The sequence below is a fragment of the Wenyingzhuangia fucanilytica genome (genome assembly GCF_001697185.1).
Taxonomy (GTDB): Bacteria; Bacteroidota; Bacteroidia; order Flavobacteriales; family Flavobacteriaceae; genus Wenyingzhuangia; species Wenyingzhuangia fucanilytica.
On sequence record NZ_CP014224.1, the window covers coordinates 2,613,101 to 2,639,103 of the forward strand.

General features: G+C 31.0%; 24 protein-coding genes and 1 riboswitch. Of the genes, 8 read left to right on the forward strand and 16 right to left on the reverse strand.

Going from position 1 to position 26,003, the window contains the following annotated elements; all coding sequences use genetic code 11:
* Positions 1 to 89 precede the first annotated feature (89 nt).
* The 4 genes from AXE80_RS10465 to era all read left to right on the forward strand — a co-directional run bounded on the left by AXE80_RS10465 (position 90) and on the right by era (position 4,817).
* A complete protein-coding gene (locus tag AXE80_RS10465) occupies positions 90 to 1,457 on the forward strand; it encodes a DUF1800 domain-containing protein (protein WP_068827037.1) in 1,368 nt (455 codons plus the stop codon).
* Between the two features lie 12 nt (positions 1,458 to 1,469).
* Positions 1,470 to 2,660, forward strand: a complete 1,191-nt coding sequence (locus tag AXE80_RS10470) for a DUF1501 domain-containing protein (RefSeq protein ID WP_068827039.1) — start codon at positions 1,470 to 1,472, stop codon at positions 2,658 to 2,660.
* Between the two features lie 168 nt (positions 2,661 to 2,828).
* Positions 2,829 to 3,830, forward strand: a complete 1,002-nt coding sequence (locus AXE80_RS10475) for an LLM class flavin-dependent oxidoreductase (protein WP_068827041.1) — start codon at positions 2,829 to 2,831, stop codon at positions 3,828 to 3,830.
* 105 nt (positions 3,831 to 3,935) lie between these two features.
* Positions 3,936 to 4,817 carry a GTPase Era gene (gene era, locus AXE80_RS10480; protein ID WP_068827043.1) on the forward strand — a complete coding sequence of 294 codons (882 nt, stop codon included), beginning with the start codon at positions 3,936 to 3,938 and terminating at the stop codon, positions 4,815 to 4,817.
* A gap of 29 nt (positions 4,818 to 4,846) precedes the next feature.
* Here the strand turns inward: era and AXE80_RS10485 are convergent, their stop codons facing one another.
* The 12 genes from AXE80_RS10485 to AXE80_RS10540 all read right to left on the reverse strand — a co-directional run bounded on the left by AXE80_RS10485 (position 4,847) and on the right by AXE80_RS10540 (position 16,379).
* Positions 4,847 to 5,359, reverse strand: coding sequence for a DinB family protein (locus AXE80_RS10485; protein WP_068827045.1), 513 nt, complete (start codon positions 5,357 to 5,359; stop codon positions 4,847 to 4,849).
* A 5-nt stretch (positions 5,360 to 5,364) separates the two neighbouring features.
* Positions 5,365 to 7,056, reverse strand: coding sequence for a hypothetical protein (locus tag AXE80_RS10490; protein WP_068827047.1), 1,692 nt, complete (start codon positions 7,054 to 7,056; stop codon positions 5,365 to 5,367).
* Complete coding sequence (locus tag AXE80_RS10495; protein WP_068827049.1) at positions 7,053 to 7,634, reverse strand: acyltransferase; 582 nt, start codon at positions 7,632 to 7,634, stop codon at positions 7,053 to 7,055. Before AXE80_RS10495 ends, AXE80_RS10490 begins: the two co-directional genes overlap by 4 nt.
* A gap of 54 nt (positions 7,635 to 7,688) precedes the next feature.
* Positions 7,689 to 8,603, reverse strand: a complete 915-nt coding sequence (locus tag AXE80_RS10500; protein ID WP_068827051.1) for a CPBP family intramembrane glutamic endopeptidase — start codon at positions 8,601 to 8,603, stop codon at positions 7,689 to 7,691.
* Positions 8,585 to 9,619, reverse strand: a complete 1,035-nt coding sequence (locus AXE80_RS10505) for an o-succinylbenzoate synthase (RefSeq protein WP_068827053.1) — start codon at positions 9,617 to 9,619, stop codon at positions 8,585 to 8,587. Before AXE80_RS10505 ends, AXE80_RS10500 begins: the two co-directional genes overlap by 19 nt.
* Before the next feature lie 58 nt (positions 9,620 to 9,677).
* Complete coding sequence (locus AXE80_RS10510; RefSeq protein ID WP_068827055.1) at positions 9,678 to 10,208, reverse strand: SRPBCC family protein; 531 nt, start codon at positions 10,206 to 10,208, stop codon at positions 9,678 to 9,680.
* Positions 10,209 to 10,300: 92 nt separating this feature from the next.
* Positions 10,301 to 10,834 carry an SRPBCC family protein gene (locus AXE80_RS10515; RefSeq protein WP_068827057.1) on the reverse strand — a complete coding sequence of 178 codons (534 nt, stop codon included), beginning with the start codon at positions 10,832 to 10,834 and terminating at the stop codon, positions 10,301 to 10,303.
* Positions 10,835 to 10,879: 45 nt separating this feature from the next.
* Positions 10,880 to 11,776, reverse strand: a complete 897-nt coding sequence (gene menA, locus AXE80_RS10520) for a 1,4-dihydroxy-2-naphthoate octaprenyltransferase (RefSeq protein WP_068827059.1) — start codon at positions 11,774 to 11,776, stop codon at positions 10,880 to 10,882.
* A 78-nt stretch (positions 11,777 to 11,854) separates the two neighbouring features.
* Positions 11,855 to 12,640, reverse strand: a complete 786-nt coding sequence (locus AXE80_RS10525) for a (Fe-S)-binding protein (protein WP_237340608.1) — start codon at positions 12,638 to 12,640, stop codon at positions 11,855 to 11,857.
* Between the two features lie 75 nt (positions 12,641 to 12,715).
* The gene (locus tag AXE80_RS10530) at positions 12,716 to 14,029 is read right to left on the reverse strand and encodes a 4Fe-4S dicluster domain-containing protein (RefSeq protein ID WP_068827061.1); all 1,314 of its coding nucleotides are present in this window, start codon (positions 14,027 to 14,029) and stop codon (positions 12,716 to 12,718) included.
* A gap of 5 nt (positions 14,030 to 14,034) precedes the next feature.
* The gene (locus AXE80_RS10535) at positions 14,035 to 15,000 is read right to left on the reverse strand and encodes an MlaD family protein (protein ID WP_083194652.1); all 966 of its coding nucleotides are present in this window, start codon (positions 14,998 to 15,000) and stop codon (positions 14,035 to 14,037) included.
* Between the two features lie 20 nt (positions 15,001 to 15,020).
* Positions 15,021 to 16,379, reverse strand: coding sequence for an N-acetylmuramoyl-L-alanine amidase (locus tag AXE80_RS10540; RefSeq protein ID WP_068827063.1), 1,359 nt, complete (start codon positions 16,377 to 16,379; stop codon positions 15,021 to 15,023).
* Between the two features lie 165 nt (positions 16,380 to 16,544).
* Between AXE80_RS10540 and AXE80_RS10545 the strand changes: the two genes are divergently transcribed.
* Positions 16,545 to 19,265, forward strand: coding sequence for a putative LPS assembly protein LptD (locus AXE80_RS10545; protein ID WP_206208120.1), 2,721 nt, complete (start codon positions 16,545 to 16,547; stop codon positions 19,263 to 19,265).
* Here the strand turns inward: AXE80_RS10545 and cdaA are convergent.
* A complete protein-coding gene (cdaA, locus tag AXE80_RS10550) occupies positions 19,262 to 20,035 on the reverse strand; it encodes a diadenylate cyclase CdaA (RefSeq protein WP_068827065.1) in 774 nt (257 codons plus the stop codon). The two genes, AXE80_RS10545 and cdaA, sit on opposite strands and share 4 nt — an antisense overlap.
* 102 nt (positions 20,036 to 20,137) lie before the next feature.
* Between cdaA and AXE80_RS10555 the strand changes: the two genes are divergently transcribed.
* The gene (locus tag AXE80_RS10555) at positions 20,138 to 20,653 is read left to right on the forward strand and encodes a DUF7935 family protein (protein WP_068827067.1); all 516 of its coding nucleotides are present in this window, start codon (positions 20,138 to 20,140) and stop codon (positions 20,651 to 20,653) included.
* Between the two features lie 57 nt (positions 20,654 to 20,710).
* On the opposite strand, the gene AXE80_RS10560 is transcribed toward AXE80_RS10555, so the two are convergent.
* Both AXE80_RS10560 and AXE80_RS10565 read right to left on the reverse strand, forming a co-directional pair.
* Entirely contained in the window at positions 20,711 to 21,811 is a 1,101-nt protein-coding gene (locus tag AXE80_RS10560; RefSeq protein ID WP_068827070.1) for a YncE family protein, read from the reverse strand.
* Positions 21,812 to 21,816: 5 nt separating this feature from the next.
* On the reverse strand, positions 21,817 to 23,694 hold the full coding sequence (locus AXE80_RS10565) for a TonB-dependent receptor plug domain-containing protein (protein ID WP_083194653.1): 1,878 nt from the start codon (positions 23,692 to 23,694) through the stop codon (positions 21,817 to 21,819).
* A 24-nt stretch (positions 23,695 to 23,718) separates the two neighbouring features.
* Positions 23,719 to 23,933: riboswitch (cobalamin riboswitch) on the reverse strand.
* Positions 23,934 to 24,082: 149 nt separating this feature from the next.
* Between AXE80_RS10565 and AXE80_RS10570 the strand changes: the two genes are divergently transcribed.
* A complete protein-coding gene (locus AXE80_RS10570; protein WP_068827078.1) occupies positions 24,083 to 24,424 on the forward strand; it encodes a hypothetical protein in 342 nt (113 codons plus the stop codon).
* Positions 24,425 to 24,479: 55 nt separating this feature from the next.
* Here AXE80_RS10570 and AXE80_RS10575 read toward each other — a convergent pair whose 3' ends face one another.
* Positions 24,480 to 25,403, reverse strand: a complete 924-nt coding sequence (locus AXE80_RS10575; RefSeq protein WP_068827080.1) for an ABC transporter substrate-binding protein — start codon at positions 25,401 to 25,403, stop codon at positions 24,480 to 24,482.
* A 93-nt stretch (positions 25,404 to 25,496) separates the two neighbouring features.
* On the opposite strand from AXE80_RS10575, the gene AXE80_RS10580 reads away from it, so the two are divergent.
* The gene (locus AXE80_RS10580) at positions 25,497 to 26,000 is read left to right on the forward strand and encodes a bifunctional adenosylcobinamide kinase/adenosylcobinamide-phosphate guanylyltransferase (RefSeq protein WP_068827082.1); all 504 of its coding nucleotides are present in this window, start codon (positions 25,497 to 25,499) and stop codon (positions 25,998 to 26,000) included.
* Positions 26,001 to 26,003: the final 3 nt, after the last annotated feature.

The window sequence follows — 26,003 nt, forward strand, 5'->3', positions numbered from 1 at the left end:
ATTTTTATTAATTACTCGTTATTATTAAACTTATACCAATATAAATAGTCTTAAAGTATACAAAACCTAAAACTAACAACCCTTGTACCATGAATAAAAAGCATCTTATACACCTATATAACAGAGTAGGATTTGGAATACTTCCAAAGGATTTAGATGAATTAAGTCGTTTTTCATTGGATGAAAACATACAACACCTCTTAAAAAAATCTAAACCAATTACTCCTCTTGTGGTAAACACATCTACGTTACAAGAAATTATTGCGCTTAAAAATACTGACGAAAAAAAACGTATGTTACAAAAAGAAAACAGACGTTTACTAGCAGATTTAAATTCAGAATGGTATCATCAATTAAATCATTCAACCGAATTATTAAGAGATAAAATGACCTTGTTTTGGGCCAATCATTTTGTTTGTGCTGAAAATGACATCTTGCAAACCCAACAATATCTTTTGGTTTTAAAGAAAAATGCTTTGGGAAATTTTAGAGATTTTGTGTTAGAAATTTCTAAAAATCCTATGATGAATAAGTACCTAAACAATAAACAAAACAAAAAAGAACATCCTAATGAAAATTATGCCAGAGAGCTAATGGAGTTGTTTACTTTAGGTAATGGACATTATACCGAGAAGGATATTAAAGAATCTGCAAGGGCTTTTACTGGTTGGTCATCTAACAAAACAAAATTTGTTTTTAGAAAAAATATACATGATTTTGGAACCAAAACTTTTTTAGGTAAAACAGGTAAGTTTGATGGTACTGATATTATTGATATAATTTTAGAACAACCACAATGCGCGCTTTTTATTTCAGAAAAAATATATAAAGAATTTGTAAACCCTACACCCAACGCAAAACATATTACCCAAATGGCTAAGGTGTTTAGAAAGAACTATAATATTTCTGAATTGATGGAATTTGTGCTTACTGCAGATTGGTTTTATGAGGATAAAAACATAAATGTTAAAATAAAATCTCCTGTAGAATTATTGGTTGGAATTCAAAAAGTAATTCCCTACACCTTTAAGAAAGATAGATATTTTCAATACTTACAATTTAATTTAGGACAAAAACTTTTATATCCGCCAAACGTAGCGGGTTGGCCAGGAAATAAACAATGGATTGATGCAAACACCATTATGCTAAGATTAAAATTAGCCTCTACCATTGCCCAACAAAAAGAAATAGAATTAGAACCCGAAGTAGCTTTTGAGGATGATTTTGAAACTTTTAACAAACGTAAAAAAAACAAGAACAAGTTATTATTTACAACTGTTGATTGGAAAGAATTTAATCAACAAATAAAAAACACAAACGCATCAGATTGGCAAGAAGTCCTTATTGGCTCTAACCTAAATCAAAACACTTTAGATTTAATCAAAAAAATAAACACTAACAACATCAAAGAATTCTGTATTGCCCTAATGTCTTTACCAGAATACCAAATGTGCTAAACCCCACCTATTATGAAAAGAAGAGATTTTTTAATTAACAGTTCTTTGGCTAGTGGAATGTTATTTGTTCCTAGTTTTGTTAGAGCTTTTGAAAATATTCCAAAAAAACTTATTGGTCATAAAAAGTTAGTAGTTATTCAACTTTCTGGGGGTAATGACGGACTAAACACTGTTGTTCCTTATAGAAACGATTTATACTATAAAAACAGACCTAATATTTCTATACCTAAATCCGAAATTTTAAACCTAAACGGAGAGCTTGGATTGCCGCCCTCTATGTCATCATTTAAAAATTTATACGATCAAGGGTATGTAAGTATTATTAATAATGTTGGGTACCCTAACCCAGTAAGATCACACTTCAGATCTGCAGATATTTGGCAAACAGCAAGTGATGCTAATGAGTATAAATCATCGGGATGGTTAGGAAATTATTTAGATGCCTATAACCAAGAAGCGCATATGGCTATTGATGTAGACAATAAACTTTCTTTGGCACTAAAAGGAAAAGATATTAGTGGAATTGCTGCTTTTGATCCTAAATTATTATACAGAAATGCCAATGATCCATTCTTTAAAAAAGTGATTGACCATCATATGGATGAGCATTTAAGTGAGGAAAACTTAGGTTATTTATACAAACAAATGATTCAAGCAGAATCTTCGGCTTCGTACATTTTTAACAAATCTAAAACCTATCAATCTAAAGCTGATTACCCTAAAAATGCTTTTGGAAAACAGCTAAATACTACGGCTAGCTTTATCAACTCTCACCTAGAAACCAAAGTTTACTATGTTTCTATGGGAGGATTTGACACACATTTTGCTGAAATTAATAGACATAAAAGATTGATGAATATTTTATCAGAAGGCTTAGAAGTTTTTGTGAACGATTTAAAACAAAACGACACTTTTAAAGATACTTTAATTATGGTGTTTTCTGAGTTTGGAAGACGTGTAGAAGAAAATGGAAGTAACGGTACAGACCATGGAGCTGCCAATAATTTATTTTTAATTACCGAAAATCTTAAGAAACCAGGAATCTACAACAATCATCCAAACTTAGCTGATTTAGATAGTAATGGAGACCTTAAATATGAAATAGATTTTAGACAAGTATATGCAACGGTTTTAGAAAAATGGCTAGAAGCTGATCCTAAAAAAATATTAGGACAAAATTTTGATCACTTGACTTTTATATAAAAACTTAACCTTAGAACTTGTAAAGTTTAACCGTGTAAAACGACTTTTAAAATTCAGCAAAACACATGATATCATTGTGATTAATGTTAATCACAGTGATATCTAAAAACCAACAAAATTTTTAATTCCAAACTAAAAATTTTGTCAATAGATTTTAAATAATTTTACATGAGTACCCAACCCGTTCAATATTCTATTTTAGATTTAGCCGTTATAGCCAACGGAACCAGCATATCACAAACTTATAAAAATACTCTTCACTTAGCCCAAAAAGCAGAATCATACGGATACAAACGTTTTTGGCTGGCAGAACATCATAACATGCCAACTATTGCTAGTAGTGCTCCAAGCATACTTATTGGCTATGTTGCACAAGGAACCAAAACTCTTAGGGTAGGTTCTGGCGGAATTATGTTACCCAATCATTCTCCATTAATTGTAGCAGAACAATTTGGAACTTTAGGCTCTTTGTATCCTAATAGAATTGATTTAGGTTTAGGAAGAGCGCCAGGGACAGACCAAGAAACAGCTCGCGCTATTCGTTCTGACTTTATGGATGCTGCCCATTCTTTTCCGCAAGAAATCAACAAAATTCAGAATTATTTTTCTGAAGAAAACGCAAGTTCCAAAGTAAGAGCAACCGTTGCCGAAGGTGTTGATGTTCCTCTATATATTTTAGGATCTAGTACAGACAGCGCTCATTTGGCTGCTAAAAAAGGGCTTCCTTATGCTTTTGCTAGTCATTTTGCCACTAGTATGCTTATGGATGCTATTGATATTTATAGAACAAAGTTTACACCCTCTAGTGTATTAAAAAACCCATACATTATTGTTGGTATTAATGTGATTGTTGCTGATACTGATGAAGAAGCTGAAAAGCTATCAACCTCTTTCTTTAAATTAATTGTTGGCATACTTACTGGTAAAAGACAACCTATATCTGAGCCTAGTGAAATGACCGCTGATTTAAAAGAAATTTTACAACATCCTTCTGTACAACAAATGATTAAATACTCTTTTGTTGGAAGTAAAGAAACAGTTAAAACACAAATCAAAGCTTTTTTAGAAAAAACCAAAGTGGACGAATTAATTGTTGCTACAAATATTTATAGTATAGAAGACAAAATACATTCTTATAAATTATTTGCAGAAATTATGAATGAATTATAGAGTATATCTACTTTCTTAAAACAAGAAATCCACCAAATAATTCTTATTCTTCACATTATCATTCTTAATAAAGGTTTACGTAACTTTGCAATTCAATTATTACCCATGACACACAAAGCAGGTTTTGTAAATATTATAGGAAATCCCAATGTTGGGAAATCTACTTTAATGAATGCCTTTGTTGGTGAAAAGTTATCTATCATCACCTCTAAAGCGCAAACAACCAGACATCGTATTTTAGGAATTGTAAACGGAGATGATTATCAAATCATGTTTTCGGATACTCCAGGAATTATTAAGCCCGCCTATGAAATGCAAACTTCTATGATGGATTTTGTAAAATCTGCCTTTGAAGATGCTGATATTTTAATCTACATGGTGGAAATTGGAGAGAAAGAATTAAAAGACGAAGCGTTTTTTAATAAAATTCAAAGCTCTAAAGTTCCTGTGATGTTATTGATTAACAAGATTGATACTTCTAACCAACAAGAAATTGAAGAAAAACTAGCTTATTGGGAAGAAAAAGTCCCTAAGGCAAACGTATATTTAATTTCTGCTTTAGAAAAATTTAATATAGAACCTGTTTTTGATAAAATTAAAGAGTTACTACCAGAATCTCCTGCTTTTTATCCTAAAGACCAGTTAACAGACAAGCCAGAACGTTTCTTTGTAAACGAAGCGATTCGTGAAAAAATATTATTAAACTATAAAAAAGAAATTCCTTATGCTGTAGAAATTGAAACAGAGGAGTTTTTTGAAGAAGATAATATTATTCGTATTCGTGCCATTATTATGGTAGAACGCGAAACTCAAAAAGGAATTATTATTGGTCACAAAGGAGCTGCACTTAAAAAAGTAGGAATGCAAGCTAGAAAAGATTTAGAAATATTTTTTGATAAAAAAGTTTTCTTAGAACTTTATGTAAAAGTTAACAAAAACTGGCGTTCTAATGATAGACAGTTAAAACGTTTTGGTTATAAAGACTAAAAAAAAGCAACTCTAATGAGTTGCTTTTTTTAGTTAAAATATCTTTCATGCAATACATTTATATGATGTTGTATATGACCTACACATATAAATCCGAAAATTAAAGGACTAACGTGTATTCCAGAACAAAGCCCTTCTTTTAAAAGCATTTCATCACTAAAACTTTTAAACATTGCCAAAGTTGAATTTCTTACTAAAGAGAATTCCTCTAATAAATCTTCTACCGACCTGTATTTTGCATTGGTTTCTTTACCATATTTATTTTCTTCAAAGCCGAGTAATTCTTGTTGCTCTCCTCTAGCCAAAGCCAAAGCTCTATAAGACATAATTCTTTCTACATCTATCAAGTGTTGTAAAATATCTTTTGGTGTCCATTTTCCTTCTTGATATTGAACATCTTGAAACTTGATAAGTTTTTCCTTTATGGATGCTAAACTATTTTTAGAAACCGTTAATGCCTCTAATACACTTAAATCTTTTGATACTAAATCAATATACCTATCATAAAAGAAAGGCATCTCTTTTATACTAGTTTTTTTCATTTTTATTAATAATCTCTATAGTTGTTAAATAAATCTGCTTTTACCCCTAATACAAACCACTGTGTATTTTCTGTATTAAAAGTATAACCTGTAGATTCTGGCTCAATTCCTATTCTAGTAATAGGACTGTCTGATTTAAAGTTACGAATTAACGCTCCGGCAAACAACTTAAAGTTATTAGATGGATTGATTAAATAACTAACTTCCATATCTACATTTAAAGTTGTTGCTTCATTACCTTGCAAAAACTTTTGTCCATAATCATTATTTCTTTCGGTTGCCAACACAAATATATTTCCACCATATGAAGTAGTATCGCCGTCAATATCAAAACCTTTTTTACCATATACTACCTTGGCATGTGCTCCCCATCTATTTTTATTGTATCTAGCAATAAATACTGTTTCCCAAAAATTTCCTCCCCATAAATGAGCCAAAGGTTGACCAAAGTGAGCGTAATTATGCTGTTGCTCGTGTGAATAAGTAAAAGGAGTAACTTTATTAAATTCTGCTTGTAATTGTAATCCTTTAAGATTAAAAGCATCAAAAAACTTTGCTCCAACCTGAATTGCATGTTTGTTTGCCCAATAACCATCTGATTTAAAAAACTCTTTGGCTTTAAAATCATCTAATAAAAACTGACCATAAAACACGTTATTTTTACCTAACCTATATTTTACATCCATTCCTACAATTCCATTTCCAGAATCTTCTCCATTGGCAAATTCTAAATTTTTGTAAAAAATAATAGGATTAAAATATTCTGCAGGGTACGCTCCTGAACTTCCTGAATTATCCGTAATAATCCCCTCGAAAAAACCAAGATTAAAACGTGAAGTTACGTTCCAACTTAAGTGATGAAAAGTTCCATATTTTCTTTTATGACCATAATTCATACCAGCTGAAGCATCATCAATAGAATAATTAAAATCTTTTAACCACATCCACATATTTGTGTATTGAACCTTACCTACAGTAGTTGTAACTTTTGCATAAGTACTTGGTGCAGAAACATCGGACAAAAATAAAGAACGATATCCATCACCTATAAAATTTTGTCCATGCCCAAACTGAATATTAAAAAATTTATTTGGGGTGTAAGAAATATACCCCGTAGAAATTCCGTAATCATGACCTATTTCTCCAAAAGCTTTAGACTTTCCACGACCAGGAATTAATCCATTAGCGTCTTCTGGCTGATTGATTTTTATATATTCATTAATAAATTGCGTGTATTTTGATTGGCTCTCAAAAGCCGAAGCAGAATAAGAAAATTTACTCCCTAACTGACCTTCAATTTTTAAAATTCTAATATTGTTAAAAGTATTACCAACATTGGTGTTATCAATCCCAGCATCAACATCTAACAATACATCTAAATTTACCCAGTAATCTTTTCCTCTAACAGCTACCAAATGTTCATTCCACAATTTTCTACCTCCCCAAGACTTTTTATCTTTTAATAAATTGGTTTTATATGCATCCAACCCAGCTACTTTACCCACAGTTTGATACACATAAGGTTTTATAGTAGTGTGTGCATTATCCGCTTGATAAATCCCTTGTTCAAAAACACTATAACTAGCGTGATTAAATGGAATTCTTAATTGACTATCATATTCAGGAAAAAGAATCTCTTTTTCTTGAGCATTGGCAATATTTAACCCTAATAATAATCCCCAAATTAATTTTCTCATAATCTTATTCTAGTCACTATATCTTGACTCAATTTATATTCTTGTAAACTCTCTTTACAAACTGCAATACCCTCTGCATCAAAATTTAAACGATGTCCGTACTCGCTAACCCAACCTATTTGTTTAGATGGATTCCCTACTACCAATGCATAAGGTTTAACATCTTTTGTAACTACTGCACCTGCACCTATCATGGCGTAAGCACCAATAGTATGACCACAAATAATCGTAGCATTCGCCCCTATACTTGCTCCCTTTTTAACTTTGGTGATTTTATATTCATCTTTTCTAACAACTGCACTTCTAGGGTTAACGATATTGGTGAACACCATAGAAGGCCCTAGAAAAACATCATCTTCGCACTCTACACCTGTATAAATAGAAACGTTGTTTTGCACTTTTACATTTCGTCCTAATTTTACAAAAGGAGATACCACTACATTCTGACCAATATTACAAACTTCCCCAATTTCTGAATGAGGCATAATGTGACTAAAATGCCAAATTTTAGTTCCTTTACCAATATTGGCTCCTTCATCAATCACAGCTGTTTCGTGAGCAAAAAATTCTTGAGACATATAATTTTTATGTTTTGTGTTCTAAAATAACTAAGTATTTTTATTTATAAACTGCTATATCAACTTTTCTTTCCAATGACTCCATTTGTATTTTTTTGATAAAACAAATATCAAAAAAGGATATAAAACAGCCATCGCAACCAACTCCATCATTAAACTTGGTGATGATATATCTTTAAAAATTGCAGCCGTTTGAAAAGCTGTCCAATCTGCCGTTACCAACAAAGCGGTTATTAAATTATTAGCAGCATGAAACCCTAAAGACAATTCCATCCCATCATCCATCAAAGTCATTACACCTAATAACAGCCCCGTTCCTATATAAAACACCATAATTCCATACCCTAACTCTTTTACTTCTGGATTGGCATAGTGCAACAAACCAAAAATAACCGATGTTACCAATAAAGGAAACCATTTTGTTTTAGAACTCACTCCTAAAGCTTGCATTAAATACCCTCTAAAAACATATTCTTCTAAACTGGTTTGAATAGGGATTAACACAATTGATAACAAAAATAAAATCGCGAAATTCTTAGCATTAAAGTTCCAAACTATCTCTTGTGGATTAATTAAATAACCAACAAAAAACAAAATTAAAACCATAGAAGCCCAAAAGAAAAACGAAAAGAAAACACGCTTATAATCTATCTTAACTCTACTTGTTGTTAAACTTGTTAAAGTTTGTTTGTGTATTTTTTTTACTACCAAAAATAAAGTTATCAATCCTCCAACAAATGGCAGCATCATATAAAACAATGAGGAATTGCTATCCATTAAAGTATAGAGATAGTTTAAATCTTCAACCTTAGCAGCATCGGCAACTCCTTGATAAACTTTATTTGCTATAATTAAATTATAAGGTAAAGAAAATACCAAAGCACCTAGAGTTACTAAAACAATTCCTAGTACATATTTCCAAATACTTGAATCTCCACTATAGGCTTGAGCTATAAATTTACTTTCCATGCTTTGCTATTGTTGTATTTTATATTTCCATTTATCACCTCTAAAGGACTTTCCATATTGTTGGTGAATAAACTCCCCGTTCCTAAACCTTGTGGTAAAGAAACACCTAAAGTATAGGTATACTGACTAATGGCATTTAAACCTATGTTACTTTCTAAGGCAGAGGTAATCCAGTAAGGAATATTTAAAGAATTGGCAATCTCAATCCACTCATTACTCCCTTTTATACCACCAACCAAACTTGGTTTTAAAATAATGTATTGTGGACGAATGTTATTCAATAAATTTACTTTATCATCATATTTAAAAACACCTATTAATTCTTCATCTAAAGCAATAGGAACAGGCGTTTTTAAGCACAAATCTTTCATTTCACTTAATTGACCTTGTTTGATAGGTTGCTCTATAGAATGAATGTCTAAACTTGCCAAACGTTCTAATTTTTCTAAAGCATTTTCTGGAGTAAAAGCTCCATTGGCATCTACTCTTAAAGTAATTTCTTTAGCGGAATATTTTTTTCTAATAGCGGTTAATAGTTTAATTTCCGTATCAAAATCAATCGCACCGATTTTCATTTTAATCGTAGAAAAACCTGCTTTTAATTTATCTGCTATTTGTTCTTGCATAAATGTTTCACTCCCCATCCAAATCAATCCATTGATTGGAATTTCATCTTCTGATTTTGTGAATTTTGAAGGAAATAAGTTAAATCCATCAGCACTTTTTAAAGACAAAAAAGCCTGTTCTAATCCAAACTGGATGGATGGAAATTCAATCATTTTACTCCATAAAACCTCTATACCTAAATGAATATTTTCACAAGCCCAAGCCAATTGGCTTTCATAATCGGGTCTATCATCTATACTTAAGCCTCTAAATAATCCTGTTTCTCCATAGCCTATTTTCCCTTCATTTTCTAAAATGATAAAATAAGTTTCTTTGGTTTTTAACACCCCTCTTGATGTTCCAGATGCTTGTTTAAATTCTAGAATGTATTTTTTATAGCTTGCTTTCATACACTAAAAAAACCTTTTGGTTTTAGCCAAAAGGTTTTGAGTTTATTGAATTTACTTTTTATTCTTCTATAATTTCCTTGGCTTTTGCTAACCCTTTTTCAAAATCTGGTCCTAATAATTTATCCATGTCTAAAAACATCATAAATAAACTTTCTAAAGCACCATAACTTGCTTCATAACCCCAAATTACTTTTGTTTGATTTCCATTTTCTTCAAACTTTAAAAATGCTGTTGATGTAGATTCAAAAGGTTCTTTAAATCTTAATTCTGAAATAATTTCTTTGTTAGGAATCATGGCTATAATCTCTTGCTCACCAACTCCAACTTGTTCATGCTCAGACTTCCATGCATGTACAGAGCCAACACTATTTCCTGCCCCTCTATATTCATGTATGGTATTTGGATCTAAAGCTTGCCAAACAGCATAATCTTCCATGTTTTGTAATGATGCAAAGTAAGGATACACCACATCTACTGGTTCTTCAATAGTAATGGATCTTTGAACGGTTTCTGATTTAGGAGCAATAATCATCATCACAAAAATGGCTGCAATAATCACTAAACTTCCGTATAGAAAAAACTTTTTCATATGATAAAATAATTTAACAAGGTTAAAATTAAAGATAAAAAAGGATAACAGTTATAACACTGTTATCCTTTTTTATTAAATGTTTATTATTCTTATTTACTTTCTAATGCATCTTTTGCATATGTTAAAGCATCTTGAACATCCTTCTTGATCAATTTATTAACACCTGAAAACATCATTTTAATGCTTTCATTAAACCCATAATGAGTTTCTGCTGTAAATGTTACATTTGTACCAGAAGCAGTTGGTTCAAATTCTAAAGACTCATTAATAACTAACTTGTATGGCTTTTTAAAATTTAAATCTGAAGTGATTGATTTATTTTTAATTACTCTTTTAGTAATATGTTCAGCCTCTCCTCTATCTTCATCAGTAGAAGCCCAACGATGTATAGATCCTTCAGAAGTATCTTCATTTATATATTCATGAACAGTTTTAAAACCTTTCTTTTGCCAAGGAGACCATTCCTCCATGTTTTCTAATGAATCAAAATAGGTGAACACTTCACCTAACGGCTTATTAATCTCTACAGTGTGTTCTACTGAGACATCTTTAGGAGCAATTACTCCAATAATTAAATACAGTCCTAGAACAATAGCAATAACAACAATGATTTTCTTAATCATAAGATTTAAATATTTAGTTTAGTGTCTAAAAATACAAAAATATTCTTATCCTAAAAGTAATCCAATACCAAAAAGGAGTGAAAACAAAAAAGTAGTTAAAGCAACTTTTTTTAGCTCAGGATCTAACAATACCGCTTCTTTATTGGTGTATACTGTTTTGATATGTTTTAACAACAATACAAAGGATATTAAAAACAAATAAGCTTTAAACGAATATCCCAAAGCGATTACATAATAAATAGCTGATAACATTCCTACCGACAATAATAGGTAGTGATAAATCTTTGCGTTTTTAGCACCTAATTTTACTGCTAAAGTATTTTTATTCGATTGGATGTCTGATAACCTATCTCTCATATTGTTTAAGTTCAGTACCCCAACACTAAACAATCCAATAGAAACAGCTGGTAAAAAAGATAATTTTGATACTTCTTGCGTATACAAAAATTCACAACCTACAACGCCTAACAATCCAAAAAACAAAAAGACAAACACATCACCAAATCCAGAATATCCATAAGCACCTTTACCCATGGTGTACTTTATAGCAGCACCTATAGAAGCTAATCCTAAAAAGAAAAAAGTGATAGAAAGTGTAAAGTTTTCTTTTCCAAAAGAAACATAAATAAGTAATAGCGCTATTAACAAGGTAATAAATATCGTTATATAAATTCCTTTTAACATTTGCTTTGGAGATATTGCCCCACTTTGCAAAGCTCTTTGTGGCCCTATACGGTTTTCATTATCTGTTCCTTTAACACCATCACCATAATCATTTGCAAAGTTTGATAAGATTTGAAAACCTACCGTTGTTAACAATGCCAACACACAAATATCCCAACAGAACATTCCTTTAGAAGCTGCTAAAAAACTTCCTGTAATGATTCCCGATAATGACAAAGGCAAGGTTCTAAGTCTTGCAGCTTGAATCCAATGTTTCATGTTTTATTCATAAAAAAAAGTGACTATATAAACACTTTGAAAGTGGGACATAGTCACTTTTAATATTTTATTATTCTTTTATAAGCCTAAAGATTCTGCCAATAATTCTGCAATATCTTTTACTTGAATCTCTGCTTCTTTTTTATGATGTTTAACTCCATCTGTCATCATTGTGTTACAAAAAGGACATCCTGTTGCAATGACATCAGGTTTGGTTTCTAATGCATCTTCGGTACGTAAATCATTAATATCTCTTTCTCCTTTTTCTGGCTCTTTAAACATTTGAGATCCTCCGGCTCCACAACAAAGAGAGTTGTTTCTAGACCTTTTCATTTCTACCAAGTTAACTCCTCCAATAGCTTTTATTAAAGACCTTGGTGCATCATACTCATCATTTGCTCTTCCTAAATAACAAGGGTCGTGATAAGTAATATTATTGATATCTAAGTTAGCATTAGAAAAATCTAATTTTCCTTCATTTACCAACTGCTCAATAAATTGAGTATGATGAAAAACTTCGTATTTACCTCCTAAGTCTGGGTATTCATTTTTTAATGTGTTGAAGGAATGAGGACAAGCAGTTACAATTTTTTTAACATTGTACATATTCATTACTTCAATATTCGTCATGGCTTGCATCTGAAACAAAAATTCATTTCCTGCTCTTTTAGCTGCATCTCCACTAGAACTTTCTTCGGTTCCTAACACTGCAAAATTAACATTCGCTTTGTTTAATAATTTAACAAATGCTCTTGTTATTTTTTTTGCTCTATCATCAAAACTTCCTGCAGAACCAACCCAAAATAAAATATCTGGTTCTTTTCCTTCGGCAAATAAATCTGCCATTACTGGTACTGTTATCATATCTAATTATGAATTTTGAAATTACGAATTACGAGTGATTGAATTTGTAATTCCTAATTGATAATTGCTAATTGATTATTCCTCGTTCACCCAATTTAACCTATCCATTTGGCTATATTGCCATGGTGCACCGTTGTTTTCAACATTTTGCATCATAGCGTTTAACTCTTGTGGTGCTGCGGATTGTTCCATTACTAAATATTGTCTCATATCCATAATAATAGACAAAGGATCAATATTTACAGGACATTCTTCTACACAAGCATTACAACTTGTACATGCCCAAATTTCTTCTTGTTTGATATAATCATCTCCTAACAATTGTTTTCCATCATCTTGGAAAGTTCCTTTGTTAGCATCTATATTTCTACCTACCTCTTCTAACCTATCACGAGTTTTCATCATAATAGCTCTAGGCGATAATTCTTTACCTGTTAAGTTTGCCGGACAAACTGAAGTACAACGACCACACTCTGTACAAGTGTAAGCATTCATCAACTGTACCCAATTTAAATCGGTTACATCACTAGCACCAAACTTTTCTGGTTCTCCAGCATCTTCGGCAGGAGCCGCATACGGATCTGCATTTGGATCCATCATTAACTGAACCTCTTTGGTTACATTTTTATTGTTTGGAAACTGACCTTTAGGCTTTAAGTTTGCATAAAAAGTGTTTGGGAAAGCTAATAAAATATGTAAGTGTTTTGAATAGTATAAATAATTTAAAAACACTAAAATTCCACAAATGTGCAACCACCAAGCAATTCTTTCGATAAGATGTAAACCTTCAAAAGAAACATTGTGAAACAAAGGCACTATAAACTGGCTAATTACATTTCCTGTCCCTGATTGTTGCAAATGTACATCGGTAGCATTCATTACTAAAAACAAAGTCATCAACACCATTTCGAAATACAAAATGTAGTTTCCATCGTTTTTAGGCCAAGCGGTCATTTCTTTATTCCAAAAACGTTTGATTTTAATTACGTTTCTACGCAACCAAAAAACAGTTACCGAAATAAATACTAAAATGGCCAAAATCTCAAAAGTTCCAATTAAGAATCCGTAAAATCCTTCTCCTAGAATTGGTAAAAACAAACGATGAGTTCCTAATAATCCGTCTAAGACAATTTCTAAAACTTCAATGTTTATGATAATAAATCCAACATAAACAACGATATGAAAAAATCCTGAAACAGGTCTTTTTACCATTTTAGATTGCCCTAAAGCAATACGGATCATGTTTGCCCAACGTTCCGATTTTTGATCGGATCTATCTACATCTTTCCCTAGTTTAATATTACGAATTAACTTTTTTACATTGTTTGCAAAAAAGTATACGCCTACTCCTAATAAAATAGCAAAAATGATATTTGGAATAAATTGCATAGTGTTTAGTTTTCTTTAGTTTCTGTTGCCTCTTCGTATTTTCTTTCTTTTTTTCCAAAGATTGAAAAGTGGACAAATCTTTTTGGATGCTCTTTTACATCTCTTAACAATTCTTCTAACTCCTTACTTGCAGCCTCTAAATTGTTGTATAATTTTTCATCTTTTGTTAACAAACCAATTGTTCCTTCTCCTGCTTGTATACCTGCTGTAATACTATCTAAATGAGAAGCTGTTCTGTTAATTTTTTCTGAAATGGCCAACAATTTAATTTTAGATAAAGAATCAGAAAAAGTCTTTAAATTTTTAGTAGTATTTTTAATATTACTAAAAGTATTGTTCATATTCTGCTGATTACTTTCCATCATTACCTCAACAGTTGCCGAAGTATTTTTTAAGCTCTCCATAATCAGATTTATATTTTCAAAACTATTGTTTAAGTTTTCTATGGTTCTCTGATTTAACATTTTGTTTAAATGATGAGTAACAGAGTCTATATTAACAATTACATTTTCTATTTTAGATTGTAAAGGATTTAATTTATTGGTTATCGATGAAAAAATATCTGACTCTATCTCTCCTTTTAAATAATCTCCTGGTTTTGCCTCATCACCATCATAAGAAGGAATAATCGCTAAAGATTTACCTCCCATTAATCCACCACTATAAATTTTTGCAATAGATTTTTTAGAAAAATGCAAATCTTCTTCTATAGTAAACTCAACAATAAGTTGTCCTTTTTTTGCTGGATCATTGCTAAAACGAATATCTAAAATTTTACCCACCGTAAATCCATTTACCGTAACGGCACTAGATTTTTTTAACCCGTTGATATTCTTATAAGTTGTGTAATAGCTATTTAATCCACCATTAAATAGATTTCTGCCTTTTAGGAAACTAAACCCCCAATAAAACAATGCTAGTATTACCAATGCAGCAATACCTGCCTTTAATTCTCTAGAAATTTTTATCATGGAACGAAAATACAAAATATTTAATTTGTTTGCCTTTTCAAAGCCTCTTTTAGAGTGATTCTTTCATCATTTAAAAAAGCGACCACAAATGCTGTTTTGTATTTTTTAGATTTTGCAGCTGCCAAATACTTTTTTGCTTGGTTGTAACTACTAGTCTTTCCTAAATAATATTTGTAATAATTTCCCACTTTTACAGCTTCTACTTCATCTAATCCTTTAAAATTTGATGGAGTTGTACTGATTTTATTTGTTGAAGAAGCTATTTGAACTTTATAATACACCCCTGTATCTGATTTATTTACAGATGTTGGTGTAGATAATTGCTTAGCTATTGCTGTTCTAGGACTTGTAGCCTCATCATTAAACCCTACAATAAACGCTGTTTTATAACCTTTAGATTTTGCCAAAGCAATTCCTTTCTCAGCTTCACTTTTACTATAATACTTTCCTAAATAGTACTTATAAAAACCACCTACCTCAACTCTTTCTACATCTTTTAATCCTTTAAAGTTATAGGCAGATGCACTAATTCTATTTTTACTAGATGCCAATTGAACTTTATAATAAGTGTTTGAGTTTTTAACGCTACTAACAACATTATTATTTTCTTTTGGACTTTCTATAACATCACCATCATAAAATTCACTTGCAGCAACATTTAATTGCTGTCTTTTAAAATAGTTATGAACCGATTTTGCAATAGCATTTGACATTTCTTGCTGACCTGCGGCAGAATACAAATACTTTCCTTCTATTCTATTGGTTAAAAAGCCTGTTTCTATCAATACACTAGGCATATAAGTTTGATATAAAACCACAAAACCTGCTTGTTTCACACCTCTGTTAACTCTATTTAAAGATTTTTCGAACTCCGTTTGAATTAAACTAGCCAACAACAAACTTTGATCTAAATTTTCTTCTTGCTCTAAAGAAAGCCCTATAACTGATGTTGGATTACTAGGATCAAAACCTTGATAACGTTCTTTGTGGTTTTCCTCTTGTAAAATCACCTCGTTTTCTGCTTTGGCTACCCTAAAGTTTTTATCGTTTCCTTTTAAAGACAATACCCAAGTTTCTGAACCTATGGCTTGACTGGTATGTGCGTTACAATGCACAGACACAAACAAATCTGCATCGGCTGCATTGGCAATATCTCCTCTTTTCCATAAATCAACAAAAACATCGGTTTTTCTAGTGTACATTACTTTTACTCCTGGAATAGTAGAAAGTATTTTACCTGTTTTTAAGACTATATTTAAGGCTACATCTTTTTCTTTTGCTCCTTTATATCCTACTTTACCCGGATCTTTTCCTCCGTGACCAGCATCTAATACGACAATAAACTCATCGTGTTTTTGAGCATAAACATCTGTATTCATTGAGCTAAGAAGCACAATAAACAATATACTTATACGTATAATAGAAAAGTTCTGATATTTAAATATGGGAATCAATTTCATCAATAAAATTTAATTATTTTTGGACTTTCAAATTGGCATCTATATTGCTGCCAATCAGACTAGACAAAAATAGGACTTAAAGCATTGCAAACAAATAGACTTTACATTCTTTTATTAGTTTTATTCGTGTGTTTTAGTAGTTTAACTACCAAGGCTCAAGATAAAACTACAGATACTAATATTTTAACGCAGGCAAAAGATTCTATTGTGCAAAAAGATAGCAGTCTACCTAAAGTTGTAAATGATAGTATTGGTAATGTACAAAATGATAGCATCCCAAGCATTGAAAACGATAGTATAGCTCCGCCACCCAAAAAAGAAGCCATACAATATATTATAGAACACTCTGCTAAGGATTATATCTTAGAAGATCTTCCTAATAAAAAAGTAAATCTTTATGGTGAGGCTCATGTTGTTTACGGAGAAAACGACATCACTGCTGGTAAAATTTTAATTGATTATCAAACCAATACTGTTCAAGCAAAAGGAATTCCAGATGAAAATGGTAAATATTCTCAACTACCAGTTTTTAAAACTACTGGGAACGAAACCACACAAGATTCCTTAATTTTTAATTACAAAACCAAAAAGGCCATTATTTATGGTTTAGAAACTGAGCAGGATGGAATTAATACCTTAGGGCAAAAAACAAAAAGGGTAAACGATTCTACTATTTTTATTCGTAATATTATTTTTACCACCTCAGACCCAAGGCATCCAGACTATTATTTAAAAACAACCAAAGCAAAAGTAGTTCCTGGTAAAAAAATTATTACAGGTCCCACAAACTTAGTTCTTGCAGATGTACCTACGCCTGCAATTTTTCCGTTTGCATACTTTCCTTTAACAAAAAACAGAACCTCTGGAATTATTTTTCCTACTTATGGAGAATCTTTTAGTCAAGGTTTTTTCTTACAAAACGGTGGTTATTACTTAGCTTTAAACGACTATTTTGATTTAAAACTTACTGCAGATATATATTCTAATAGTAGTTGGGGATTTAATGCTGCTTCTAGCTATAGAGTAAGATATAAGTTTAGTGGTAATTTTAGTTTTAATTACGACAACCTTATTAGTGGAATTGAAGGTTTTTCTAGTTATAGTGTTGCTAAAAACTTTAACCTAAGGTGGTCTCATAGTCAAGATAGCAAGGCCTCTCCAAGCAGTAGATTTTCTGCTTCGGTAAACTTAGGTAGTAGTCAGTATTTTAGGCAATCTGTTAACGAATCAAATAATGGTTTAGGATTAACAAACACTTTGAGTTCTTCTGTTTCTTACTATAAAGATTTTGTAGGAACTCCTTTTAACATCAGCCTTTCTGCCAACCACAGGCAAAACACAAATACTCAAAAAGTGTATTTAACGCTTCCATCTTTACAGTTAAACATGGACAGACAATACCCTTTTGCACCTAAAAATGGAACTAAGAAAAATGCTTTTCAAAAAATTGGTCTTACTTATTCTTTAAAAGCAGACAATCAAGTAGAGACTACTGAAGATGATTTTTTTAGTGATAGAATTTTTGATAACGCCAAAAATGGTGCTCAACACAATATTAGTATGAGTACTAATATGAAATTATTAAAATACTTTTCTTTATCACCAAGTATGAGCTATAGAGAAGTTTGGTATACCGATAAAATTCACAAAGAATACGATAGCACATCAGATCAAATTGTAACAGATACTATTTCTGGATTTAGTTCTTTTAGAGATTATAGCGCTTCTGCCTCTGTAAGTACTACTATCTATGGTATGTTTAAATTTAAGAACAGTAATTTAAAAGCCATTAGACATACTATGAGACCTTCTGTTTCTTATAGCTATAGACCCGATTTTGGTTTTTATTACGAACAAGTTCAAGAAGATGCTAACGCTACAAGTTTTGTAACCTACTCTAGGTTTGATAATGGTATTTACGGAGCTCCATCAAGAGGGGTATCTAACTCCTTAGGATTTAGTTTGGCCAACACCTTTGAAGGAAAAGTAGCCAATAAAGATGATTTGGAGGGTGAGGATAAAAAAATCACGATCTTAAATTCCTTAAACATGAGTACCAGTTATAATTTTACTGCGGATAGTTTTAAACTTTCTCCTGTAAACTTAACAGCCGGAACTACATTGTTTAAAAAAATGAATCTAAACTTTGGTGCTTCTTTAGACCCTTATGCCTTGGTTGAAAATTCAACAACCAACAATCTAGAAAGAATAGATGCTTTAAGTTATAAAAATGGAGGTCCTTTATTTAGAATGACGAGAGCCAATTTTACTACTAGTTATTCTTTTTCTAGCAAAGACTTTCAAAAAAAGAAAGAAGGAGATACTTCGGAGGATGAAGAAGATTCTACCGCTTATGACCAAGAATTATTTGGAGAAGATATTAGAAACACCAATGATTTTTCTGTTGACCCTGAAGAAGAAAGTAATGAAGATGAGGAGAAAGAAGAAAACCCTAACTTACCTCAATACATTTCTTCTATGCCATGGAACATTCGTTTTTCATATTCTACCAACTATTCAAACAGCTTAGGACAAGATGAAATTACCTCTAGCTCGTTAATGTTTTCTGGAGATGTAGAACTTAGTCCAGGTTGGAAAGTTGGAGCATCTTCTGGTTATGATTTTATCAACAAAGGATTTACCTATACTAGTTTAAGATTTTCTAGAGATTTAAGAAGTTGGAGTATGAATTTTAACTGGGTTCCTCTTGGAAACTACAGTTCATACTACTTTTTTATTGGTGTAAAATCTTCGGTATTGAGTGATTTAAAATGGGATAAACGTAATGTTAATAGAGATTTTTAACTTAGGTACATTCTAATTTTTTCCTGCAACTCATTAGTTGTGCTAAACAACTCAAAAGCACCATCAATAATAAAAGAAATTTCACCTGTTTCTTCAGAAACTACCAAACACATTGCATCAGTTTTTTCGGTGACCCCTATTGCAGCTCTGTGTCTTAAACCAAATCTGCTTGGTAATTTTTTCTCAGACAATGGCAATACAACTCTAGTAGCAATAATATTATTTTCTTTTACAATAATCGCCCCATCATGCAATGGACTATTTTTATAAAAAATACTTTCTAAAATAGGGATATTCACCTCAATATTCATTGCATCCCCTTTTTCGCTTAAGAATTCTAAACTATTATTTCTTTCTATTACAATTAAAGCACCTGTTCTAGAAACTCCAAATTTTTCGCAAGCCATCACCAAAGCCTCTACATCAACATCAATAGATATTTCTGCTTTTAAGAACTTTAATTGTTTGATAAAATTCCTTTTACTTTTTAAGTTGGTTGATCCTAACATCAATAAAAACTTACGCATTTCTGGATGAAAAATAATAATCAACGCAATGGCTCCACCGCTAATTAAGGTCCCTAATAAAGAGCTAAACATTTCCATGTGTAGCGCCTCTGTAACTTTATAAATTAAAAAGACAATGGCAATACCTATAAATATATTAATGGCTACTGTACCTTTTAATAATTTATAAACATTAAACAACAAAAAGGCTACTAAAAGAATATCTAGTAAATCTATAAAAGTAAATTCCAAAAAACTGAACACAGGCTTGTTTTTATATTGCTTGCCTAAAAGTAATCATTTTTAAAGAAACTCATATTTTGACACCTAAAAACTAACATTTATATTCGCTTAAAATATTTTACCATGAATGAAATTCTAGAGATTCTTAAATATACCATTCCATCCATTATTACCGCCGGTGTGGCTGCTTATTTTTTAAAGCAATATGTGCATTTAGAAAATAACAAACGAAAATTTGAAATGTTAAACGACAAAAAAAAACAAAGTTTACCTATTAGGCTTCAGGCTTATGAAAGAATGACTTTGTTTTTAGAACGTATTAATCTAAAAAGTCTTCCTTATAGAGTTGAACCAGATGGCATTAATAAAATTGAATATGCTAAATTACTTATCACTCAAATAAACGCTGAGTTTGAGCATAATTTGGTTCAACAAATATACATAAGTAACGATTGTTGGAAATTAATTGTAAACACTAAAACCACTGTTTTAAATAATATTACCGCTTACAGCATGCAAGATAATTTGGTAAGTGGTAAAGATTTACAACAAGAACTTATTAAAATAGGCAGTGAAGGAGAGTCTCCAATACAAATTACCCAACAATACATTCAAAAAGAAGTACAAAGTATTTTATAAAACAAAAAGCCCATACAAATTGTATGGGCTTTTCTCTCCTTCATAGCAACTCACCAATTACTCAGTGAAGTATATTTTAGAAGCTCCTAATCCAACAGCTGTTTCGTATTCAACCAATCCAGATTCAACATTAACAACAGTCAACTTACTTAAGTTAGTAAAAGCTCTTTTTAAAGTAAACAACTTATTTTTTTTAACATTTAAACCATATAGTATGTTTCCGTTTGAAACCTCATTATAACTAACTTCTGTTGCCGTTTCATCTAATTTATAAACTACTTGACTAGCATAGAAATAAATACTTCCAGACTCATAAGCCATTAAATTAACAGGAGTAGTAACATCAAAAGACCAAGTTTTTTCTATGGCATCTGAACTAGTATTTATAAAATTTATTTGAGAAGGATTGTTGGTAGATTTTGTTGTCCAATCATCATTATATTCAGCAGCTGTATCTTCAGACAACACCAATAAATTTTCATTATCGTCTAAAATCAGCTCATCAGGTGTGTTTCCTACTTCAATTGTTTTTAAAACTTGATTATTTTGTATTACAGATACTTTGTTATTAGTCCCCCAAGCTCCTTTGTGAGAAACATAAACTTTTCCATTATTTGCTGATACAATTTGCTCTGGTCCAAATGGCAAACCTTCAGTTATTTTGGTGTCTTCAATAGTATTCGTAGCTAAGTTTAATACTGCAATATAATCATCATAATCTTCTGAAGCTTCATCACCTGTAACACCCCAGTTAGTAATATATCCTTTATCACCAACAATAGTCATGTATCTAGGGTTTGACAATCCTGTTTCAACAACAGCTTCTTTTACAAAAGTGTTTTTATTTACAACCACTATTTGATTTACATCGTTTAAAATAATATATGCTTTGGTATCGCTAAAAGCTATAGATTGTACCAAACCTCCTAATTTTGCTCCATTTACTTCGTTGTAATAAAACACATTTGCATGGTCTTTTCCAAAATAAGAAATAGACCCATCTTTTCTAGTAAAATTTCCTTCTGAACTTACAATAATTTCTGAATTTATAGCTTCAAAAACATTTTGAGTGATCAATTCTAAACTATCATCATCATTACACGACACAAAAACCAAACTCAACAAGAATAGCTTACAAATTAATTTAGTTACTTTCATTTTTATTAAAATTTATAATTAATATTTACACTGTAATTTCGCCCAGGCATGGGTCTTAAATTGGTAAAGTAGTACACGTTATTAAACACGTTATTCACTTTTACTCCTAATTTTACCAATCTATTTTTTTTAGCCAACACTTTTATTTCTGCTCCTATATTAGATACTGATAAAGCCTCTAAAGAATAATAGTCTAGTTGTATTAAATTGGTATACACTTTACTTTGATATAGCTGCTGATAGTAAAGCGTTAAATATTTATATGCTGCCGAAAAATTATTATTAAAGCTATGTTTAGGTACAAAAGGAATTCTGTTAGTGGTTTGTTGATCTATAGCATTTATGTATGAGTAGTTTAGCACATTAGAAAACAACACTCCGTTAAATTTATATTGAAAAGAAAGAAAAGACTCTATTCCATTATTTAGAACATCATCTATATTTTCTGGTCTCCACAAATTACCATCCCCTACAGGAATCCATAATATTTTATTTTTTAAATCGATGTTAAAATAATTAACAACCAATTCAATTTGTTTGTTTTTATAAGCCAATCCTATATCATATTGTTTTGATGTTTCAGGAAGTAAATCTAAATTTCCTACTTGAGGCCAAAACAATTCATTGTTGGTAGGCTGTCTAAAATTTGTGGAATAATTAGCTTTTATTCTAAAGCCTGGTAACAATTCATAATCTGTTCCCAAAGCATATACAAAAGGAAGCTTATAAAAAGAATTTTGTTCATTCCTAAAACTTAAAGAGGTTTTTAGCCCATTTACAGGTTGCGAAACAAGATGTAATTTTTGGTAAAAACTCTTTCTATTTTTTTGAGAAATATCACTATTCTCTCCTTGTAAATAATCATACCCTAACTCTGCAAACACTTTAAGATAACGCGAAAACTGTTTATTTATCGAATAGTTTGTTAATGTCTGTTTTGATTTTCCGTACAAATAATTAGAAAATGTTTTATACAAATAATAGTTATACTCCTGCTCCAAATAAGCAGCTTTTAGAGTGTGGTAATAACCATTTGTATTAAACTCCCATTTAAGTAAGTTCCTATAATTTTTATCTACAAATTTTTCTGTTCCTCTTTTAGGATTTGGCAATCCTGCTGAGAAAAGTCGCTCTCCATTAAAAAAATTAGAATAAAAATAAAGTTTGTTTTTAGAGCTAAATTTATATCCTAAAGAAAGTGTCCCTCCTAAATTGTGGTAATTACCGTTAATGTTTTTTATATCATTTCCATTTTCATCTTTATACCTATCATCTACATAAATATAATCGTTATCTGATTTGTTGTGATTTAATGCAATTTTAACCGCTATTTTATCAAGGCTAATAGCATATTTAAAATAGTTTGTAAAAGTGTTAAAACTTCCATAGCTTGAATAAAACTCTCCTTTTTCCGTATGATTAAAAAGAAGTTTATTATCCAACCTTATCACTCCTCCAATAGCTCCCGATCCGTATTCAACACTATTCCCTCCACTAATAACCGTAATTTCATCCGATGCAAAAGCTGCAATAGCATTAAAATCTGTCTGTCCATTTCCCACGGCGTTTATACTAATACCGTTCCACATTACCTGTGTATTGGTAGCCGAAGTACCTCTAAATACTGCTGTGCTTACTCCTCCATTTCCATAATCTCTAAAAACTACTGGAGAATTATATCTTAAAACGTCTGTTAAACTACTAGAGTTTCGTTGTTTTTTTTCGTCTGATATTTTTATTTCTTTCCCTCCGACAATACTTGCATTTGTAATTTTAGACCACAAAGAAACCTTCTCCAAACGATTGATAGAATCATTTTGAGCAATAGTTACAGTACACCAAAGTATACAGATATAAAATACAGCGTTACATAGTTTCATCATAAATTTCCTTTGCTCCCGAAAGAATTTATATTTATGATTGTGGCAGGTCTCCTGACTTGCGTCTTGTTATTACCTTCCCATTTTTACTATTTTTAAAAACAGTGGTTTAAGAATATAACAAGCACCTTTACGGCATAGCTTACAGTTGCGGGGACAGTTCTTGAATTTAACAAGATTCCCTTTTAATTTTAGCTCTCAATTTCTTGAATAGCATAAAAACCAAAATCTCGGCAAAAATACGTTCTTTTTTTATTTATTCTGTTTTTTATTTACAAGAATTATTTTCCTTTCAAGAATCATCTAAAAAGGTTTGCTTAGTGTCATTTATTTTGTTTAACCTCTATCTTTCAGTAACTTTAAAATCTAATAACATAAAAACTAACATATTATGACATTAAGAAAAATGATTTTTGCCGCATTGATGATTTTTGCTACCTCTGCAACTGTATTTGGTCAAGCAAATAATAAAAAGGCTACTAAATGGGTTAACCAAAAAGTAGTAGAAAGAATTCATAAAACAAATGCTGACTTAAATCTAACAGACGAACAGTTTAATACTTTGGTTACTGAAAAAACGGCTGACTTTGAAAAAGTAAAAGAGATTAAGAATTCGGATAAATCTGACCAAGAGAAAAATGCTGCCTTAAAAGAAGTTTATGGAGGTACTTATAAATTAATGAAAAAGGTATTAACACCTGAACAATTTGAAGCTTGGAAAGCCGGAAAATAAAACAAATACTTATTTTATAAAAAAAGACCACTAATTTAGTGGTCTTTTTATTTTTCTATATTTTAAAATAATTACAATATTTATGTTCCAGTCCTTTAGGTTCTGTAAAAACAGAAGGATGAAAAATATGGGCTAAAACTTCTATACCATCAACTAAAGTACTTGCAGAAGATTGGGTAAACATATCAAAATCTGCTAAATACACTTGTTTGTTTTGTACAGCTCTTAAAGAATTCCATTCAGGTTTAGCTTCTAAAAACTTCATATCCTCTAAAGTTCTTTCTTTAGTGTATCCACACGGAGCTATCACTAAAACTTCTGGATTGTATTTTACTATTTTGTGCCAATCTATCACAATACTATCTCCTGAAGGATGAGAAAGTAAATCAATTCCTCCAGCATATCCAATTTGGTGAGGAATCCAATGTCCGCAATTAAACAATGGATCTATCCACTCTAACAACATCACACTTTTAGGCATTACCCTAGCCGCTCTTTGTTGATCTACAATTTTGGCTATTTTATTCTTTAAAAAAGCTACATGTGTTTTCCCTAATTCTTCTTGTTCCATTGCTTTGGCAATTGTAAGTACATTGTCAAAAACATCTTCTAAAGATTGTGGGGTAATCGAAATTAGTTCTGGAATCTTCTCTAATTTATTTACTGCTAAAGAGGCACATTCGGTATCAATTTGGCAAACATCACAAACATCTTGAGTAAAAACTACATCAGGAGCTATTTTTCCTAAAGCTTCTTCATCTACAAAATACAAACTTTCTCCTGTGGCTTTACTTTTAGAAAACAAAGTATTAATCTCATCACTGGTATAATTTTTTCCTTCAAGCACACACCTTACTACGGGTGTTTTTTCTTTTAACGCTATTTGTGGACACTCAAACGTAATTCCATCTAAAGAGTTTTGTAAACCCAAATCGTAAATAATTTGAGTTACTGCAGGCATAAAAGAAGATACTTTCATTGTAAAAAATTTAAAAAGCTAATGTAAAATCTTTTTACAGATATATTTTTTTAATATTAAAAAACTTACCAATCTTTGTCTAAAAAAATTCACATGATATATTACGTCACAGGAGGAGAGCGTTCAGGAAAAAGTAGTTATGCTCAAAAACTAGCAGAAAAACTGAGTCCAACCCCCTATTATTTAGCCACTTCTAGAATATGGGATGATGATTTTAAAAAGCGTGTTGATAGACATATTTCTGATAGAGATGAAAGGTGGACAACTATTGAAGAAGAAAAATATTTAAGTACGGTTATCAAAGAAAACTCTGTAGTTGTTATTGATTGTGTTACCTTATGGCTAACAAATTTTTATACTGACACTCAATATGATGTAGAAAAAAGTTTATTAGCAGTTAAAGAAGAATTAAACAAACTTAAACAAGTAAACGCCACTTTAATTATTATTTCTAACGAAATAGGAATGGGCGTACATGCAAATACAGAAACTGCAAGAAAATTTACGGAACTACAGGGTTGGGTTAATCAAGAAATTGCTAAATTAAGTAACAATGCAACCTTTATGGTTTCTGGTCTTCCGATAAACTTAAAATAATAC